An 18,317-nucleotide genomic window follows, 5' to 3' on the forward strand; every position below is an offset into this window, starting at 1 on the left:
ACGACCGCCCTTCTCAGGAGGCCCTCGAATGACCAGCCCGACCTCGACCGCCGGCCGCGTCGGCGTCCTCGCCGCCGGTGCCTCCGCGGCCCTGGCGATGACCCTGAGCGCCGTCGTCACGCCGGTCCCGGCGCAGGCGGTCGTCCCCGCGGCCGCGGAGGTGCCGGCCCGCGCCGCCGCGGGCTGGCGGCTCGTGGGCGCCTGGGACGTCGCGGCCTGGTCCCCCCGGCTGGCCGTCTCGCCGACGGGCGACGTGTGGGTCTCCCAGCCCTACCCCGGCCGGCTGGTGCGCTACTCCGCCGCCGGTGCCCAGCTCGCGAGCTTCCCGGCGCCGAGCGGGGTGGCGCCCGCGATGGACGTCGACGCGGCCGGCAACGTCCACCTCGTCGGCTGGAACGACGAGGCGACCGATGCGGTCCAGGTGCTGTCGCCGGGCGGCGCCGTGGTGCGCTCCTATGCACCCTTCGGGCCCGCGGGAGGTCCCCACGGCGACGTGGACCTCGACCCGACCGACATCGGGCTGGACCCGGCCGGCAACGCGTTCCTCGTCGAGTCCGACCTCCGAGCCGGCTGGCACGACGAGTTCCTCGCCAAGTACGACGCGACCGGGCACCGGCTCTGGAAGAGGGGCTCGACGACCGCCGGCGGGATCATGGCCGAGCAGACGGAGGTGGTCGCGGGCGCGGGCGGCACCTCCTATGTCGCCAGCCCGGCCGCCGACCGGATCGTCGTGCACGACGCCTCCGGGAATGTCGCGGGCGGGTTCGGCCAGCTCGGCGGCGAGCCGGGCCGGTTCAGCACGCCGGTCGGGCTGGCGTTCTCGCCGTCGGGCACGATCGCGGTGGTCGACGGCACCGACCGGGTCCAGGAGTTCGCCGCCGACGGGACCTACCTCGCCACCCTCGTGACGCCGCACGGCGACAACGACGACGTGGACTTCTCCGCCGACGGCTCCACGATGTACGTCCTCGGCGACGGCCAGGTGCTGCGCTACCAGCGCACTGGCGGAGCAGGCGTCGTGGGCAAGAAGGTGAAGGCGGCCGGGAAGAAGGCCACGTTGAAGCTGACCTGCCCGGCCACCGCGGTCTCGGGCTGCGTGGGCAAGGCGCGGCTGCAGCAGAAGGTGCGCAAGGGCCGCAAGAAGGTCGAGGTGACGGTGGCCCGGGGGGCGTACGCGCTGCCGGCCGGCGCCTCCGCGAAGGTCAAGGTGCGCCTCACCAAGGCGGGCCGGGCCGCGCTGCGAGGAAGGCGCGTGGTGAAGGTGACCATCACGCTGAGCCCGCAGGTGGGCGGCCAGCCGGTCACCGTCAAGGGCAAGCTGGTCCGACGCAAGCGCTGAGCCGGCGCCCGGCGCGGGCCCGCCGCCTCAGCCGGGGCGGACGCCGAGCCAGGTGAGCACCGCGACCACCCGCCGGTTCTCGGTCGAGTCGCTCAGGCCGAGCTTGTCGATGATGCTCGTGACATGGGACTCCACGGTGCGGTCGGTCAGGAACAGCCGTGCCGCGATGCCGGCGTTGGTGCGCCCCTCGGCGACCAGCGCGAGCACCTCCCGCTCCCGTGGCGTGAGCCGCGCGAGCGGCCCGTCCCGGCTCGCGCCCAGCAATGAGGAGACGACCTCGGGATCGAGCGCGGAGCCGCCGCCGGCCACACGCCGCAGGGCGTCGAGGAAGTCGTCGACGTCGAGGACCCGGTCCTTGAGCAGATAGCCGAACCGCCCGGAGCCGGCGAGCTCCACGGAGTGCTTGGACTCCACGTGCTGGGAGAGCAGGACGATGGCGAGGGAGGGGTGGCTCGCCCGCAGCGCCTTGGCGGCCCGCGCGCCGTCGTCGGTGCCGTCGGGAGGCATCCGTACGTCGACCACGACCAGGTCGGGGGTGGTCTCGGTGACGACATCCACGAGCGCGACCGCGTCGGCGGCCTTGCCGACGATCTCGTGCCCGGCGTCCTCCAGCAGCCGGGCCAGGCCCTCGCGGAAGAGGGCGGAGTCCTCGCCGATCACGATGCGCACGGCAGGATCACCTCCACCGTGGTGCCCCGGCCGGCCGGGCTGCGCACGGACAGCCGGCCGCCGAGGGCGGCCACCCGGTCGGCCATCGCCGAGCTCGGCGCGATGACGGCGCCCCCGCGGCCGTCGTCGGTGACGTGCACCGTCACCGCGCCGCCGTCCCGGGCCACCCGGAGCACGATCCGGGTCGCGTCGGCGTGCTTGACCGCGTTCGTGACCGCCTCGGCGATGACGAAGTACGCCGTCGTGGCCACGTCGTCGGGCAGCAGCACGTCCTCGACGGCCAGGTCGATCGGCATCGGCAGGCTGCGGACCAGCCGGGAGATGGCGGCGGGGAGCCCGTCGTCGAGCGCGCTCGGACGCAGCCCGTGGGCGATCTGGCGCAGCTCGGCGACCGCCGTCCCGATCTCCGCGACGGCCTCGTCGAACAGCCCCGGTACGTCGACCGTGCCGTCGGCGAGGTGACGCTGCGCGAGCCGCATCGACATGCCCAGCGCGACGAGGCGCTGCTGGGCGCCGTCGTGGAGGTCGCGCTCGAGGCGCCGCCGCTCGTCGTACCCGATCTGGACCAGGCGGGCCCGGCTCGCCTCGACCTCGCGCAGCGCACGGCCCAGCTCCTCCCGCACGCGCACCACCTCGACCATGGTCGTGGCCCGGGCGGCGACATCGCGCAGCACCTCGACCGACGGGCCGCCCGGTCCGGGGACGAGGCGGCCGATCACCGCGCCGCCCAGCTCGACGGGGACGCCGTCGCCCGGCCCGTCGCGGTCGTCGAGCACCACCCGCAGCGCCGGGTCTCGTAGGGCGGTCCGCAGCCGCTCCTCGAGCTGCTCGGGACGCGCGAGGCCGGCCGCGACGTCGCGGTGCAGCTGGTCGACGGCGGCGTTCCCCGCGCGACGCCGGGGGTAGAGCCGGCGGTCGACCTGGCGCTGCAGCCACGCCCGCAGCGGGGCGAAGGCGAGCACGGCGAGCACCGTGACGGTCACGGCGACCGGGACGGAGCCCCTGCCGGCGGTGGCCCCGGCCAGCCCGGTGGCGGTGGCGTAGAAGGCGAGGAGGACGGCGGTGGCGAGGGTCCAGGTGACCACCGCGACGAGCGCCCGGTCGACGCCGTACAGGTCGTGGCGCAGCATCGCGATCCCGACGCCGACCGGGATGCCGAGGATGCCCGCCGCGAGCACTGCCAGGCTGCCCCACCGGGGCTCGCCCCAGATCGCGATCTCCCCCAGGCAGACGACGGGGTAGAGCGCGACCCCGAACCCGCCCAGCGCGAGCCACTTGACCTGCAGGCGCTGCACCGCCCCGGCCCTCCGGTAGCGCACGACCAGCGAGACCGCGCTCGCCAGGACCAGGACGACGAGGACGAGCACGAACGGGGGAGAGTCGCTGCCGGACGGCCCGGCGAGGAGGCCGGGCGGCTCGTTGCGGGGCAGGAAGTCCAGCGGCGGGCGGAACGGCTCGCCCGCGAGCGCGGCCCACGCCATCGCCAGGAGGGCGACGGCCACGAGGGCCGGCGGCAGCCACCGCCACCGGCGGCCGGGGAGCCGGCCGTCGGGGAAGTACAGCAGCAGGAGGCCGACCGCCGCCATGCAGGCCAGTGCGCTCTGGTCCCACGCGGCCTCCAGCCAGACGAAGGACCCCGCCCGCTCGTGGTCGGTCGCGAGCCACGAGCGGACGTTCTCCTTCGCGCACACGTGCGCTGCCGTCGCGCCGACCAGGGCGAGCAGCACGGCGACCCGACCGCTGCCCGGGTCTCCTGAGCCGTCGGGACGCCGGGCGATCATCACCGACAGCCCGGCGGTCAGGGGTGCGGCGACGAGGCCGACGGCCACCATCAGGGCCGCGGACCTGCCGGGCGCGAGCAGGGCGAAGACGACCGCCGTCGCCAGGCACAGGGCGGCCACCACGGCCAAGGCCCAGGTGGCCCGTCGCTGCCCCGTCATGGGCTCATTGTGGGCGCTCTCGGAGGGGTGCGCCTCCGTGCTGCCCACGACCCCGGATCGGGTGGTCGCCGCGATGTGCCGGGCCGGCGGGATTCCTAGCGTCGTGGGCGTCCACCTCGTCCCCGAACGCCCTGGAGGCAACCATGACGAACGCATCGGCGACCGCGCCCCTCGCGGCTCCGGCCACCTCACGATCCCTGGCGCTGCCGTTCACCGTCGGCAGCGTGCTCACCATCCTCGGAGCGGTCGGCTACATCGCTCTCAACGGCATGGAGCCGCGGGAGGCCTTCCAACACCCCGTGACCATCCCCTCGGCGGTCGCCGTCGTCTCCGGCTGCCTGGTGCTGTCCCTCGGCCTGGCCCGCTGGCGCGCGGACGTCCCCACCTGGGCCGTCCTCGGCGCCGCCGTCGGAGTCGCGCTCGCGGCCTGCTCGTCGTACGAGATCCTCTCGACGCTCCGTGCCGTGGCCGCCGGCACGGACGACGCGACCTTCCGCGAGCTCACCTTCGAGAGCACCGCGATCCTGGTCCCGCTCTTCGCGAAGTCGGCGATCCTGCTGGTCTGCCTGGTCACGATCGGCGTCACCGGCCTGCGCCGCAGGGCACTCCCGAAGCCGGCCGCCGTCGCCTTCGTCGTCGCCGGCGTCGTCTCGCTGTTCCCCGTCCCGATGCCCGGCCTGATCGTGCTGTCGATCGCCCTGCTGCTCACCGCCCGGCGCGCCACCTCGCTGTGACGGAGCTCAGCCCGCATTCAGCGGCGCAGGCGGGCGCGGATCCGGGACAGCAGGCTCCGGCCCGCCGACGGGGCGGACGGCCGCGGGGCGTCGAGGCGCTGGAGCCCCCGCGCCACGCCGATGCCGAGATGGGCGGCGAGCTCGGGGTCGACGCTCGTCGTGACGACGGTGGCGTCGGCGCCCGTCAGGGGGACGTCGGTCAGCTGGGCGAGATCGCCGCGGACGTCGACGCCGAGCTCGCGGATGCCGTCGGCCATCTCCCGAGCCACCTCGTTGGCCCGGGCGATGGCCCAGTCGGGCGTGACGATCCGCGGCTCGTCCGGAGGCGGGACCCGGTCCTTGAGGTGGGCGCCGATGTCGATCAGCATCCGGGCGTGCGCCTCCGGGCGCAGCCCGAGCCGGCGGTACTGCGCGTTGAACCGGCGGACCACCTCCGCCTCCGCGGCCGTGAGCGAGCGGTTCTCCAGGGCCTCCTGCGACGTCAGCGTGCCCGCGCGCAGGCCGAGGAGGTCCTCGAAGGTGCGGGGCAGGAACTGCCGGTCCGACGGGTCGAGCACGACGACCACGACCCGGCTGCGCCCGATCCGCTCCGCCCACCGGCGGACCAGCGCGTCGTGCCGGTGCCGCAGCCAGAACTGGCGCGGCGCCGACCGCGGGTGGCCGGGGTCGAAGATCGAGCGCAGCCACTCGTCGTACTCGCGCCGCCCGCCGCTCTGCAGCCCCTGCTGGTACTGCGAGGACAGGATCCGGGCGAGCGGGCGCAGCGTGACCACCACCCACAGGTCCTCGCGCCCGACCCGCTCGATGATCTCGTCCATCTGCGCGTCCGTCGCGTCGGAGAGGAACTCGCTGCTGAACAGCCGGCGCTCCACCCCGGGCCCGCGCAGCCCGGCCACGATCCGCTCCCAGCGCTCCTCGGCCGCCCGGGCGTTCGAGCCGGTGACCAGGCGCCGGGTGACCCACCGCGCCGCGGACGCGTCGTGCCGGCTGCGGGAGAGATATCTCACGCCCTGGCCGTCCAGCTCGGCGCGGGCCTGGTGCAGCGCGCTCTGCAGCGCCGTGGTCCCGGTCTTGTGCGGGCCGACGTGCAGGATGCGTGCCCCCGGCGGAAGCGCGGCAGAAGTCGTCACGCGGTCAGGATAGTGATGGCGCCGGGAATGCGAGCCTCCAGGCGAATCCGCATTTCCCGCAACGCGCGCGTTCACCGCTAATGCGATGATTCCGGAAATGCTGCTAGTGTGCGAAGAGTCGATAATCCGATTCGTTTATCGGACCCGATTCCATATTCTCTATTCGCCCAGCGAGGAATACATGGCACAGAAGGTCAACATCGTCCTCGTCGACGACATCGACGGCAGCGAGGCGACCCAGACCGTCTCCTTCGGTCTCGACGGCGCCAACTACGAGATCGACCTCAACGACAAGAACGCCGGCAAGCTGCGCGACGCGCTGGCGGCGTACGTCGGGCACGGCCGCAAGGTCGGCCGCGCCGGCGGCGCCAAGCGCGGTGGCCGCGCCGTTGTCGCCGCCGCCGGCGGCGCCTCGGCCAAGGAGGTCCGCGCCTGGGCCCGCGACAACGGCTTCACCGTCCCCGAGCGCGGCCGCATCCCCGCCGAGGTCCGCGAGGCGTACGACGCGAAGCACTGACGGTGCGTGGAGGGTGCAGGAATCGCCGCTTCAGCGGCGATTCCTGCACCCGCCCCGCCCGCCATCCCCCGCCCGGGGGAGCGCCGGATCCGCTCCGGCGAGGGTGGTGAGGCCGGCGCGCGCGGCCCGAGGATGAGGTCATGCCGAACGACCTCCTGACCCCGCACGACCGGCCGGTGCCGGCGTCGTACCGCGTGGCCGCGATCACGGCGAGCCTGGTGGTGTTCGTCTGCTTCGCCACCGCCGCCTGGTACCCGTGGTTCGTCGAGCAGATGTCCTGGTCGGTGGGACCGAGCGACGTGGTCGCGGGGTTCCTGGTCCTGATCCTCGTCGTCCTCATGCCGTCGGCGCCGTGGCTGGCGTTCCGCTGGCCGGCCTTCGCGATCGCGGTCGCGTGCCTGCCGCTGGTGCCGACGGTGCTGAGCCCCTGGACCGCGCCGCTGCACTTCGGCGTCCTGGCCACGCTCGGGGCGGTCGCGCTCACGACGTCGTGGCGGCGGCCGCGGATCGCGGTGGGCGCCATCGCGCTGGCGATGCTGGTCGTCCTGGTGTGGGTGGTGACCGGCGGCGACATGGAGGCGCCCTTCGGGTCCCATATCGACCTGGAGTACGGCGGCGGGCCGCTCTCGGTGGCCATCGCCTACGGCATCGGGTTCGGCCTCCTGCTCGCCTTCGTGCTGTGGTTCCGCTCGACGGCGATGCGCGAGGAGCACCGGGTGCGGCTGGTGGCGCACGAGAGCGCCGTGAGCGAGCAGGGCGCGGTGGTCGCCGAGCGGGCCCGGCTGGCCCGCGACCTGCACGACGTGGTCGCCCACCACGTGTCCCTGATCGCGGTGCGCGCCGAGACCGCGCCGTACACCGAGCCCGACCTGGAGCCCGCCGGCCGGCGGGTCCTCGCCGAGGTCGCGGCCGAGGCGCGGCTCGCGCTCGACGAGCTGCGCGGGGTGCTCGGCATCCTCGGCCGGGCCGGGGACGCCGAGCGGGCCCCGCAGCCGACCCTGGCCGACGTGGCGGCGCTCGTGGAGCGCACCCGCAGGTCCGGCCAGGAGGTCCGCCTCGCCGGCGACGTGCAGGCCCCGGTCGGGGCGGCGGCCGGGTACGCGGCGTACCGCGTCGTGCAGGAGGCGCTCACCAACGCCCGCAAGCACGCCCCCGCGGCGCCGGTCGAGGTCACGGTGAGCACGACACCGCGGCTGCTCGAGGTCGCCGTCGCCAACCCCGTCGCGACGCCACCGACCGACCTCGGCGGCGGGCGCGGCCTGGCCGGCATGCGGGAGCGGGTGGAGGCGCTCGGCGGCCGGCTCCGGGTGCAGGCGGCCGGCGAGCGGTTCGTCGTCGAGGCCACCATCCCCACGGGAGGGCCGGATGTCGGATGACCCGATCCGGGTGGTCGTCGCCGACGACCAGCCCGTCATCTGCTCCGGCTTCGCCGCGCTGCTCGACGCCCAGCCCGGGATCGAGGTGGTCGGCACCGCCGGCGACGGGCGCGCGCTGATCGCGCTGGTCGCGAGCACCGGGCCCGACGTGGCGCTGGTCGACGTACGGATGCCGGAGCTGGACGGCATCGAGGCCACCCGGCTGATCACCGCCGACCACCCGACGAAGGTGCTCATCCTCACGACCTTCGACCTCGACGCCTACGTGTACGACGCCGTGCGGGCCGGCGCGAGCGGGTTCCTGCTCAAGGACGCCACCGCGGAGCGCCTCGTCGAGGCGGTGCGGATGGTCGCCGAGGGGGCCGTGCTGCTGGCGCCCGCGGTCAGCCGCCAGCTGGTCGCGGCCCGCTTCGCCGACGTACCCGGTGCCCGGCCCGAGCCCGCCGCCGCCCGCGACCTCAGCCCGCGGGAGCGGGAGGTGCTGCTGGAGCTCGCCACGGGCCGCTCGAACGCCGAGATCGCCGCCGAGCTCCACATCGCCCCGGAGACGGTGAAGTCGCACGTCGCGGAGGTGCTGCGCAAGCTGGGGCTGCGGGACCGGATCCAGGCGGTGGTCTACGCCTACGAGCACGGACTCGTGTCACGCGGCTGACGCCGCGCGGCGTGGTGCGCTCAGCGCAGGCCGGGAGGCAGGACCGGCTCCGGCGGCGGGTGCTCCCATTCGGTCCTGCCGCGCTCGAGCTCGTCGTTGAGGCCGGTGAAGTCCGCCTGGCTCCCCTGGTCGGCGCCCTCGATCCACCCGGCCGCGATCGCGAGCTCCTTGCCGGCGTCGACCAGCTCCCGGGCGGATCCGGTGGCGACCTTGTCGAACTCGCCCAGGATCTCGGCGACGTTCTCCTGCGGGCCACTGGTGCCGTAGCCCAGCGGCCAGCCGCGGGTCCAGATGTCGGCGGGCGCGAGACCGTAGGTGTCGTCGGCGGCCTGGGCGAAGATGGTGGCGATGATCGGCACCTGGTTGATCCCGATGTCCTGCAGGGCGCCGGTGTGCACTCTGATCTGCTCGGCCGTGGTGATCCCCGGGTCGAGGCCGGCGCCGGGGTGGATGTGGAGGTAGTCGACCTTCACGCTCCCGATGTCCTCGTTGAGCCGGCGGGCGCAGTGGTAGAGCACCTCCTCCTGGTGGAACGTGGCCCGGCGCAGGGTCAGGATGGCCTCTTCGAAGTTGGTCGCGACCTGCTCGGCCGTCGAGGCCGAGAGCGGCGGGGGAGGCGTGGTGTCCTCGGTGTTCTCGGGGATGACGGCCTGCAGGAATCCGGCGACCGCCGAGGCGCCCTTGAGGACGGTGCCGGCGGGGGCCGGGACGAAGGTCCCCGCGAGATCCGTGAAGGCCTTGAAGATCTTCAGGTCGAAGTTGAAGTCGAAGGCGGGCGGCTCGTAGTGGAAGGCGGCCTCGGCCGCCTCGCACAGCTTCATGATGTCGACCCCGGCCTCCTCCCACAGCTTGGCCTCGCCGCCCAGGATGAGGGTGAGGCCGTAGGCGATCTGGCCCTGGTTCTGCATGACGGTCCCGGCGCGGACCGGGCCGTACTTGCTGCGGAAGGCGTAGACCATGTTCGAGTCGACGTCGGCGCCGACGTACTCGGAGAACAGGTCGAACGCCGTGGTCCGGTCCGGATCGGTGAAGGTGGGACGCCACTCCTCCGCGCTCTGGCCGCCGAAGCCGCTGGTGGGGGTCAGCCCCTGGACGGCGGCGTTGGCCTTCGCGGCCTCCTGGGCGAAGCGGCTGTGATCGGGAAGGGTGTCCCACCCCTCGAGGGCGGCGTCGATCCGCTCCAGCCACGGGTGGTAGAGGGACGTCCACGGATCCGTCTGGCACACGTAGCCCGGGAACCCGTTGATCTCCTCCTCGCGCACGATCGTGCTGCCGGGCGGGAACACGTTGTGGGTGAGTGGGCTCCCGGGGTCGCGGTCGAGGCCCCCGTAGGCGTTCATCGCCGGCCCCAGCACGAAGTACTGCACGTTGCCGGTCGGACCGCTCACCGGCGGCAGGGTCGGACCCTCCAGTGCCGGGTACGGCGCGAACACGCCCCCGAACCCCGTCGTCGCGTCACCCTCCCAGCCGGGCTCCCTCACCTGGAGGTCCATCTTGATGGCGTTGTGGGCGATCGTCTTCTTGAAATTGGTGATCGCCTGGCTCGAGTACGCGGTCACGCTGCTCCTCCTGGCCCCCGTGTCAAATGCCTGGACAGGTGCCCGGTCCCGGGGTTGCCAAACCATGGGCGTGTGAGGCTCCGTTCGCTGACAGCGGACGGATCAGGGTCCTTGGGCCGGAACGCGTAGGGTGTGAGCGGGGTTGTAGACCCTGAGAACAGCCCCGTGTGACGTGTGAGGAGCGTGCAATGTTCGAGCGGTTCACAGACCGTGCCCGCCGGGTGGTCGTGCTGGCCCAGGAAGAGGCCCGCATGCTCTCCCACAACTACATCGGGACCGAGCACATCCTGCTCGGTCTCATCCACGAGGGCGAGGGTGTCGCCGCCAAGGCGCTCGAGTCGCTGGACATCTCCCTGGAGGCGGTGCGCGCCCAGGTCGAGGAGATCATCGGCCAGGGCCAGCAGGCGCCGTCCGGCCACATCCCCTTCACCCCGCGTGCCAAGAAGGTCCTCGAGCTGTCCCTGCGCGAGGCGCTGCAGCTCGGCCACTCCTACATCGGCACCGAGCACATCCTGCTCGGCCTGATCCGGGAGGGCGAGGGCGTCGCCGCCCAGGTCCTGCAGAAGCTCGGCGCCGACCTCAACCGGGTCCGCCAGCAGGTCATCCAGCTGCTCTCCGGCTTCCAGGGCAAGGAGGGCACCGCCGCGGCGGCCAGCACCGGCAGCTCGAGCAGCGGCGACACGCCGTCGTCCTCGCTCGTGCTCGACCAGTTCGGCCGCAACCTGACCCAGGACGCCCGCGAGGGCAAGCTCGACCCCATCATCGGCCGGGCCGCCCAGATCGAGCGCGTGATGCAGGTGCTGTCGCGGCGCACCAAGAACAACCCGGTGCTCATCGGCGAGCCCGGCGTCGGCAAGACCTCGATCGTCGAGGGCCTGGCCCAGGACATCGTCAAGGGCAATGTCCCCGAGACGCTCAAGGACAAGCAGATCTACACCCTCGACCTGGGTGCGCTGGTCGCCGGCTCGCGCTACCGCGGCGACTTCGAGGAGCGCCTGAAGAAGGTGCTCAAGGAGATCCGTACGCGCGGCGACATCGTCCTGTTCATCGACGAGATCCACACCCTGGTCGGCGCCGGCGCGGCCGAGGGCGCGATCGACGCGGCCTCGATCCTGAAGCCGATGCTGGCCCGGGGCGAGCTGCAGACGATCGGCGCGACCACCCTCGACGAGTACCGCAAGTACCTCGAGAAGGATGCGGCGCTGGAGCGCCGGTTCCAGCCGATCCAGGTGCCGGAGCCGTCGATCGCCGACACGATCGAGATGCTCAAGGGCATCCGCGACCGCTACGAGGCGCACCACCGGGTGACCATCACCGACGAGGCGCTGGTCTCGGCCGCGACCCTGGCCGACCGCTACATCTCCGACCGGTTCCTGCCGGACAAGGCGATCGACCTGATCGACGAGGCCGGCTCGCGGCTGCGGATCCGCCGGATGACGGCGCCCGCCGACCTGCGCGAGTACGACGACAAGATCGCCGAGGTGCGCCAGCGCAAGGAGGCGGCCATCGACGGGCAGGACTTCGAGGCGGCCGCGCGCCTGCGCGACGAGGAGAAGCAGCTGATCCTGAAGAAGTCCGAGCGCGAGAAGCAGTGGCGCGCGGGCGACATGGACGAGGTCGCCGAGGTCGACGAGGAGCTGATCGCCGAGGTGCTCGCCGTGGCGACTGGCATCCCGATCGTGAAGCTCTCCGAGGAGGAGTCCACCCGGCTGCTCAAGATGGAGGACGAGCTCCACAAGCGGGTCATCGGCCAGGACGAGGCGGTCAAGGCGCTCTCGCGCGCGATCCGTCGTACCCGTGCCGGCCTGAAGGACCCCAAGCGCCCCGGCGGCTCGTTCATCTTCGCCGGCCCGTCCGGCGTCGGGAAGACCTGGCTGTCCAAGACGCTGGCGGAATTCCTCTTCGGCGACGAGGACGCGCTGATCCAGCTCGACATGTCGGAGTTCGGCGAGAAGCACACCGTCTCGCGGCTGTTCGGCTCGCCTCCGGGCTACGTCGGCTACGAGGAGGGCGGCCAGCTCACCGAGAAGGTGCGCCGCAAGCCGTTCTCCGTGGTCCTCTTCGACGAGGTAGAGAAGGCCCACCCCGACATCTTCAACAGCCTGCTGCAGATCCTGGAGGAAGGTCGCCTGACCGACTCCCAGGGCCGGGTCGTGGACTTCAAGAACTGCGTCATCATCATGACCACCAACCTCGGCACGCGTGACATCGCCAAGGGCATCAACCTGGGCTTCAACCAGGCCGGCGACGCCGCAGGCTCCTACGAGCGGATGAAGAGCAAGGTGTCCGAGGAGCTCAAGCAGCACTTCCGCCCCGAGTTCCTCAACCGCGTCGACGAGATCATCGTGTTCCCGCCGCTGTCGCAGGAGCAGATCGTCGCGATGGTCGACAACATGATCGCCGCGGTCGAGGTCCGGCTGAAGGACCGCGACATGAAGATCGAGCTCACCCAGGCCGCGAAGAACCTGCTCGCCGAGCGGGGCTTCGACCCGGTCCTCGGTGCGCGGCCGCTGCGGCGTACCGTCCAGCGCGAGATCGAGGACGTGCTCGCCGAGAAGATGCTGTACGGCGAGGTCGGCCCCGGCCAGATCGTGCTCGTGGACGTCGACGGCGAGGGCGCCGCGGCGACCTTCACCTTCGAGGGCCAGAAGGTCGGCGACCTCCCCGACCTGCCTCCGCTCGAGACGGTCGGCGAGGGCGGCGACGCCGGCGAGGGCGACCTGCCCGCCGCCGGCAACGACTGACCCGGCGCGCCCGTACGCCTGATCCGCACCGACCCGTCGCGTTCGAACGCGACGGGTCGGTGCGTTCTCGGGGCCGGGCGGCCGCGAAACCTGGCTGTCACGCGCGTCCTGCACCATGCCGTCATGGGCATGCACGCACCTCGTCGTACCGAGGACCAGACCCGGCGCATCCGTGACCTGCTGCGGGCGAGCATCGTCGCCGGCGACTACGCGTCGAACGTGCTCCCGTCGGAGGAGGAGCTGCGGGCCGAGTTCGACGCACCACGCGCCTGTATCCGCGAGGCGCTGCTGCTGCTCCAGGACGAGGGCATGGTGGACCGGGTCCGCGGGCAGGGCACCTTCCTCCACGGCGGACGGACGTGGTACTCGATGCGGGAGCTGCACGGGGTCGAGGACCCGCAGGAGGACAGCATCTGGAGCGGCCGGATGCAGACCACGCTGATCGACTGGAGCACGGTCCCCGCCATGCCGCCGGTCGCGCGGCTGCTGGCCGTCGACGACGGCGAGCCGGTCCTGCGGATCGACTACGTCGCCCTGCTCGACGGCGTCTCGACCGGCTACGCGACCAACTACATGGCGGAGCCGGAGGCCGCCCGTGTGTCGCCCGAGATGATCGAGAACGACTTCTACGCCATGCTCACCCGAGCCGGCATCGAGGTCGGCCGCAGCACCTTCCACATCGAGACCGCGCTCGCGGACCACCAGGACGCGCAGATCCTGGACATCGTCGCCGGCGAGCCGGTGATGGTGCTCGAGGAGGTCGTGTACGACGGCGCCGACCGCCCGTTCGACGTCGCGTTCTGCCGCACCCGCCGCCAGACGGCCCTGTTCTCGCGGGAGAGCCTCTCGACGGCCGTCCCCGGAGCCTGACCGACCCGGTCCGGCTCGGCGTTCGCCCGGCGGAGCCCCGGCGCTGGGCCGCCCGCGATCGGCGTTATGGCCCGCGATCGGCTCGTTCCACGCGGGGAAGGGCGGCGGAGCGCGGCGAAACTTCGGCGTTACGGGGCGAACAGGCAGTCGGAAACGTGGCCTACGAACAATCCTCGCCATGACCCGGTCGAACACACTCCACCGTCGTGGCCCGCACCGACCCGCGGTGCGCTGGCTGCGTGACGCGCTGTGGTCGGAGGTGATGAGCGGAGGCTTCTCGGGCGGTCTGTTCCCCCGCGAGGCCGACCTCATGAAGTCCTACGGCGCCTCGCGGTCCACCGTTCGCGAGGCGATCGACCTGCTCCGGCGCGAGGGGATCGTGGAGCGGATCCAGGGCACGGGCACCCTGGCCGTCGCCCACCGCAACACCATGAAGCTGGTCGAGGCGCACGGCTTCGGCGACAGCGTGCAGCGCGCCATGCCCGGCACCGCCAGCCGCGTCCTGGCCCACGAGATCGTGCCCATGCCGCGCGCCGCGGCCCGCCGTCTCGCCTGCGAGCCCGGTGAGGACGCGCTCCTCATCGAGTACGTCGGCTACCAGTACGGCCAGATCCTGGGGCTCTACTCGAACTACGTCCGCTTCCCGCAGGCCGAGTCCGTCCGCACCACGCCGTTCCGGACGCACTGGTACGCGCTGCTGGAGAAGGCCGGCATCACCATCGGGGAGACCGACTTCCTCATCGAGGTCATGGCCGCCGACCAGCTGCTCGCCGGCATCCTCGAGATGGAGGTGGGCCGGCCCGTGCTGGCCATGGAGCAGGTGATCCGCGACGACGCGGGCGACGCCTTCAACTACGCGGTCCTGCGCAGCCGGGGCGACCGGATGTCCGTCCTGTCCCAGGCCATCAGCCCGACCTTCGGCATCCGGAAAGGCTGACCGATGACCCGATTCGTCCTCCGCCGGCTCGGCTACGGCGTTCCCGTCCTCTTCGGCGTGGCGGTGATCGTCTTCGGCACCGTCAAGCTGATCCCCGGCGATCCTGCCGCGCTGCTCGCCGGCACCGGCGCGTCGGAGGAGACCAAGGAGCAGGTACGCCGCAGCCTCGGGCTGGACCAGAACATCGTGGTCCAGTTCTGGAACTGGCTGACCAACGCCGTCCAGGGCGATCTCGGCACCAGCATCGCCCAGCACCGCCCGGCCCGCGAGCTGGTGGTCTCCGCGTTCGGCAACACGCTGGTCCTCGCGGCGTACGCGCTGGTCCTCGCGCTGGTGCTCGGCATCGCGCTCGGAGCCGTCGCGGCACTGCGGCCGACCACGGTCCTGGGCAGGATCTGCGGCGCGATCAGCTCGGTGTCGGTGTCGGCGCCGCAGTACTCCGTCGCGCTGCTGTTCATCATCTACCTCTCGCTCGGCACCGGCCTGTTCCCGGTCTCCGGCATGCACGACGTCAACGGCGGCGGCTTCGGCGACCTGCTCTGGCACGGCTTCCTGCCCGCGCTCACCTCCGCCCTGGTGCCGGCCGGCATGATCGGCCGGGTCTTCCGGGCCTCGCTGCTGGAGGTGCTCGGCATGGACTTCGTCGAGGCGCTGCGCGCCCGCGGGCTGTCCCCGCGCCAGGTGCTGGTCCACGCGATCCACAACACCCTGCCCTCCCTGCTGACGGTCGCCGGCCTGCAGGTCGGCTACCTGCTCGGCGGCGTCGTGTTCGTCGAGACCATCTTCAGCTGGCCCGGCCTCGGCAGCCTGCTGTTCAGCGCCATCTCGACCAGGGACCTGCCGGTCACCCAGGCGGGCGTGCTCGTCAGCGCCGCCGCCTTCGTCCTCGTCAACATCGCCGTCGACACCGCCCACGCGCTCATCGACCCCGAGTGAGGAACGCATGACCACCACCACGGCGGACATCGCCGCCTCGACCGCATCGCCCGCCCGGCCGGTCAGCCGGCGGCGTCGGACCCGCGCCCGCACCCGCCGGCCCCTCGCCCTCTGGATCTACGGCGGTCTCGCCGGGCTCCTGGTCCTGCTGGGACTCGTCGGGCCGTGGCTCGTCGGCGACGTCACCACCAACGTGATGACCCAGCGGCTGCTCCCTCCGGGCTCGGCCGGACACCTCCTCGGCACCGACGGCCAGGGACGCGACGTCCTCGCGCGGGTGGTCGCCGGCGCCCGGCCGAGCATGGTCTCCGCGCTGCTGCCGGTGGCGATCGGCGCCCTCGTCGGCAGTGCGATCGGCATCCTGGCCGCCATGGGGCCGGGATGGCTGCACTCGCTGATCATGCGGACGGCGGACGTGTTCTACGCCTTCCCCGCGGTGCTGCTGGCGATCGCGATCGCCGCCGCCCTCGGCCCGGGCACGATGACCACGGTCATCTCGCTGTCCGTCGTCCTCGTCCCGCCGATCGCGCGGATCGCCGAGACGGAGACCATGCGGCTCAAGGGGATGGACTTCATGGAGGCGGCGTACGCCAGCGGGGCCGGCACGTTCGCGATCGCCCGCCGGCAGGTGCTCACCAACGTGCTGCCCACGCTGCTGGTCTATGCCACCAGCCTGATCGGCCTCGCCCTGGTGTTCGCCGGCGGCATGTCCTTCCTCGGCCTGGGCGTGGCGCCGCCGCACCCCGAGTGGGGCCAGATGATCAACGAGCAACGGCAGAACATGTACACCGCGCCGATGACCGCCCTGATCCCGGCTCTGGTGATCTTCGGCGCCTCGCTCGTCTTCAACCAGCTCGGCGACGCGCTGCGCGACGTCCTCGACGTACGACGGAAGGGCCGGTGACGACGTGACCGAGAGCCACCTGCAGGTCACCGGCCTGCACACCACCTTCGGCAAGGGGGACGGCGCCGTCCGTGCGGTGCGCGGCGTCGACCTGGAGGTCGAGCCCGGCGGCACCTTCGTGCTGCTCGGCGAGAGCGGCAGCGGCAAGTCCGTCACCGCCCGCTCGATCCTGCGCCTCTACGGGGGGAACGCGACCATCACCGGATCGGTCGTGCTGGGTGGGGTCGACCTGGCCGCCCTCTCCGAGCGTGAGATGCGCGCCCTGCGCGGCTCCCGGATCGGGATGGTGCCGCAGGACCCCACCGGCGCGCTCGACCCGCTGCGCACCATCGGCTCCCAGCTCGTCGAGGTGCTGGTCACCCACGACGTGGTAGCGGACCGCAAGGCCGCCAAGACCCGCGCGGTCGAGCTGCTCGAGAAGGTGGGCATCGCCGACCCGGCGCGGATCGCCGGCGCCCGCCCGCACCAGCTCTCCGGCGGCATGCGGCAGCGGGCGGTGATCGCCATCGCGATCGCCTGCGAGCCGGACGTGCTCATCGCCGACGAGCCGACCACGGCGCTCGACGTGACCGTCCAGGCTGCGGTCCTCGAGCTGTTCCGCGAGCTGCAGCGCTCGCTCGGGACCTCGCTGCTCATGGTCACCCACGATGTCGGCGTGGCCGAGGAGCTCGGCGGCACCGTCGGCGTGATGTACGCCGGCACCATGATGGAGACCGGCCCGATCAGCGAGGTGCTCGCGCAGCCGCGGCACCCCTACACCCGGGGGCTGCTCGCCTCCCTCCCTCTCCCCGGGGTGGCCCGTGGTCAGCTGCAAGTGATCCCCGGCCGCCCGCCGCTGACCGGCGAGGTCGCCGACGGATGCTCCTTCGCGGCCCGCTGCACCGAGGTCCGGTCGTCGTGCCGGACCACCCCGCCGCCCCTCGTCGCGGTCGGCCCCGGCCGCCACGCGGCCTGCCCCATCGTCAACGGCCAGCAGGAGGCCTGGAAGGAGGGCGCGGCATGAGCACCGTGCTCGAGACCCCCGAGGTCGCGCCCACCTCGGGACGCAGGAGGCCACTGATCCTGGTCAACGACCTCACCAAGACCTTCGGCAACGGCGTGCGTGCCGTGTCCGACGTCAATCTCACCCTGTACGCCGGCGAGACGCTCGGCATCGTCGGGGAGTCCGGCTGCGGCAAGTCCACCACCGCGAAGATGATGCTGCGGCTGCTCGAGCCCGACTCCGGCGAGGTCCTCTTCGACGGGGCCGACATCCACCGGCTGCGGGGCAGGGAGCTGAAGGCGCTGCGCCGCCGCCTCCAGGTGGTGCCGCAGAATCCGCAGACCAGCCTCAACCCGCGGCTGACCATCGCCGAGTCGATCGCGTTCAACATGAGCGCGCACGGCTTCTCCCGGGCCGAGCGGGCCCGCCGGATCCCGGACCTGCTCGACCGCGTCGGCCTCGACCCGTCGTACGGCGAGCGCCACCCGCACCAGATGTCAGGCGGCCAGCTGCAGCGCGCCGCGATCGCGCGGGCGCTGGCCACTGACCCGGAGGTCGTGATCTGCGACGAGGCTGTGAGCGCGCTCGACAAGAGCGTTCAGGCGCAGGTGCTCAACCTGCTCGCCGACCTGCAGCGCGAGCTCGGCATCGCCTATGTGTTCATCAGTCACGACCTGGCGGTCGTCGAGCACATCTCCGACCGGGTCGCCGTGATGTACCTCGGCCGGGTGGTCGAGGAGGGCGCCGCCGAGGAGATCTGGAACGACCCACGCCATCCCTACACGGCGACCCTGCTGTCCTCCACACCCGGCCCCGACCGGTCCCGGATCGTGCTCGACGGCGAGCTGCCGAACCCGGCGGCCCCGCCCTCCGGATGCGGGTTCCGGACCCGGTGCCCCCTCGCGGCCGACGTCTGCGCGCAGGAGTGGCCGACCCTCACCGTCCGCACCCCGCTGCACCACGCGTCGTGCGTCCACCAGGACCCGGTTCCGTTGATGCGACCCGCCTGACCCCACCCCGCGGCAGCG

General features: G+C 72.6%; 16 protein-coding genes. 12 read left to right on the forward strand and 4 right to left on the reverse strand.

Annotation, left to right across the window (positions count from 1 at the left end; translation table 11 throughout):
* Window positions 1–28: 28 nt before the first annotated feature.
* Window positions 29–1,339: an NHL repeat-containing protein gene (locus tag FIV44_RS19450; protein WP_141005887.1), complete on the forward strand. Its 1,311-nt coding sequence runs from the start codon at window positions 29–31 to the stop codon at window positions 1,337–1,339.
* Window positions 1,340–1,366: 27 nt separating this feature from the next.
* Here the strand turns inward: FIV44_RS19450 and FIV44_RS19455 are convergent, their stop codons facing one another.
* Together FIV44_RS19455 and FIV44_RS19460 are read right to left on the reverse strand one after the other, a co-directional pair.
* Window positions 1,367–2,008 (reverse strand): response regulator, encoded by a 642-nt coding sequence (locus tag FIV44_RS19455; protein ID WP_141005888.1) that lies wholly within the window; start codon window positions 2,006–2,008, stop codon window positions 1,367–1,369.
* Window positions 1,996–3,948 carry a sensor histidine kinase gene (locus FIV44_RS19460; protein ID WP_141005889.1) on the reverse strand — a complete coding sequence of 651 codons (1,953 nt, stop codon included), beginning with the start codon at window positions 3,946–3,948 and terminating at the stop codon, window positions 1,996–1,998. The genes FIV44_RS19455 and FIV44_RS19460 overlap by 13 nt, the downstream gene beginning before the upstream one ends.
* Window positions 3,949–4,091: 143 nt before the next feature.
* Between FIV44_RS19460 and FIV44_RS19465 the strand changes: the two genes are divergently transcribed.
* Window positions 4,092–4,682 (forward strand): hypothetical protein, encoded by a 591-nt coding sequence (locus tag FIV44_RS19465; RefSeq protein WP_141005890.1) that lies wholly within the window; start codon window positions 4,092–4,094, stop codon window positions 4,680–4,682.
* Between the two features lie 17 nt (window positions 4,683–4,699).
* Here the strand turns inward: FIV44_RS19465 and FIV44_RS19470 are convergent, their stop codons facing one another.
* Complete coding sequence (locus FIV44_RS19470) at window positions 4,700–5,812, reverse strand: hypothetical protein (RefSeq protein WP_141005891.1); 1,113 nt, start codon at window positions 5,810–5,812, stop codon at window positions 4,700–4,702.
* Between the two features lie 181 nt (window positions 5,813–5,993).
* On the opposite strand from FIV44_RS19470, the gene FIV44_RS19475 reads away from it, so the two are divergent.
* From FIV44_RS19475 to FIV44_RS19485, 3 genes are all read left to right on the forward strand, one after another.
* On the forward strand, window positions 5,994–6,329 hold the full coding sequence (locus tag FIV44_RS19475; RefSeq protein ID WP_141005892.1) for a histone-like nucleoid-structuring protein Lsr2: 336 nt from the start codon (window positions 5,994–5,996) through the stop codon (window positions 6,327–6,329).
* Between the two features lie 140 nt (window positions 6,330–6,469).
* Window positions 6,470–7,705, forward strand: coding sequence for a sensor histidine kinase (locus FIV44_RS19480; RefSeq protein WP_141005893.1), 1,236 nt, complete (start codon window positions 6,470–6,472; stop codon window positions 7,703–7,705).
* The gene (locus FIV44_RS19485; protein ID WP_141005894.1) at window positions 7,695–8,357 is read left to right on the forward strand and encodes a response regulator; all 663 of its coding nucleotides are present in this window, start codon (window positions 7,695–7,697) and stop codon (window positions 8,355–8,357) included. Before FIV44_RS19480 ends, FIV44_RS19485 begins: the two co-directional genes overlap by 11 nt.
* Window positions 8,358–8,377: 20 nt before the next feature.
* Here FIV44_RS19485 and FIV44_RS19490 read toward each other — a convergent pair whose 3' ends face one another.
* On the reverse strand, window positions 8,378–9,916 hold the full coding sequence (locus tag FIV44_RS19490; protein ID WP_141005895.1) for a hypothetical protein: 1,539 nt from the start codon (window positions 9,914–9,916) through the stop codon (window positions 8,378–8,380).
* 188 nt (window positions 9,917–10,104) lie between these two features.
* Here FIV44_RS19490 and FIV44_RS19495 point away from each other — a divergent pair, with 188 nt between their 5' ends.
* The 7 genes from FIV44_RS19495 (at window position 10,105) to FIV44_RS19525 (ending at window position 18,299) form a co-directional block, all read left to right on the forward strand.
* On the forward strand, window positions 10,105–12,660 hold the full coding sequence (locus tag FIV44_RS19495) for an ATP-dependent Clp protease ATP-binding subunit (protein WP_141005896.1): 2,556 nt from the start codon (window positions 10,105–10,107) through the stop codon (window positions 12,658–12,660).
* Between the two features lie 123 nt (window positions 12,661–12,783).
* Window positions 12,784–13,530, forward strand: a complete 747-nt coding sequence (locus tag FIV44_RS19500) for a GntR family transcriptional regulator (protein WP_141005897.1) — start codon at window positions 12,784–12,786, stop codon at window positions 13,528–13,530.
* 178 nt (window positions 13,531–13,708) lie between these two features.
* Window positions 13,709–14,467, forward strand: coding sequence for a GntR family transcriptional regulator (locus FIV44_RS19505; protein WP_141005898.1), 759 nt, complete (start codon window positions 13,709–13,711; stop codon window positions 14,465–14,467).
* A 3-nt stretch (window positions 14,468–14,470) separates the two neighbouring features.
* Window positions 14,471–15,403 (forward strand): ABC transporter permease, encoded by a 933-nt coding sequence (locus tag FIV44_RS19510; protein ID WP_141005899.1) that lies wholly within the window; start codon window positions 14,471–14,473, stop codon window positions 15,401–15,403.
* A gap of 7 nt (window positions 15,404–15,410) precedes the next feature.
* Window positions 15,411–16,307, forward strand: a complete 897-nt coding sequence (locus tag FIV44_RS19515; RefSeq protein ID WP_141005900.1) for an ABC transporter permease — start codon at window positions 15,411–15,413, stop codon at window positions 16,305–16,307.
* 4 nt (window positions 16,308–16,311) lie between these two features.
* Window positions 16,312–17,310 carry an ABC transporter ATP-binding protein gene (locus tag FIV44_RS19520; RefSeq protein WP_141005901.1) on the forward strand — a complete coding sequence of 333 codons (999 nt, stop codon included), beginning with the start codon at window positions 16,312–16,314 and terminating at the stop codon, window positions 17,308–17,310.
* Window positions 17,307–18,299 (forward strand): ABC transporter ATP-binding protein, encoded by a 993-nt coding sequence (locus FIV44_RS19525; protein WP_141005902.1) that lies wholly within the window; start codon window positions 17,307–17,309, stop codon window positions 18,297–18,299. The genes FIV44_RS19520 and FIV44_RS19525 overlap by 4 nt, the downstream gene beginning before the upstream one ends.
* Window positions 18,300–18,317: the final 18 nt, after the last annotated feature.

The organism is Nocardioides humi, assembly GCF_006494775.1.
Lineage (GTDB): Bacteria > Actinomycetota > Actinomycetes > Propionibacteriales > Nocardioidaceae > Nocardioides > Nocardioides humi.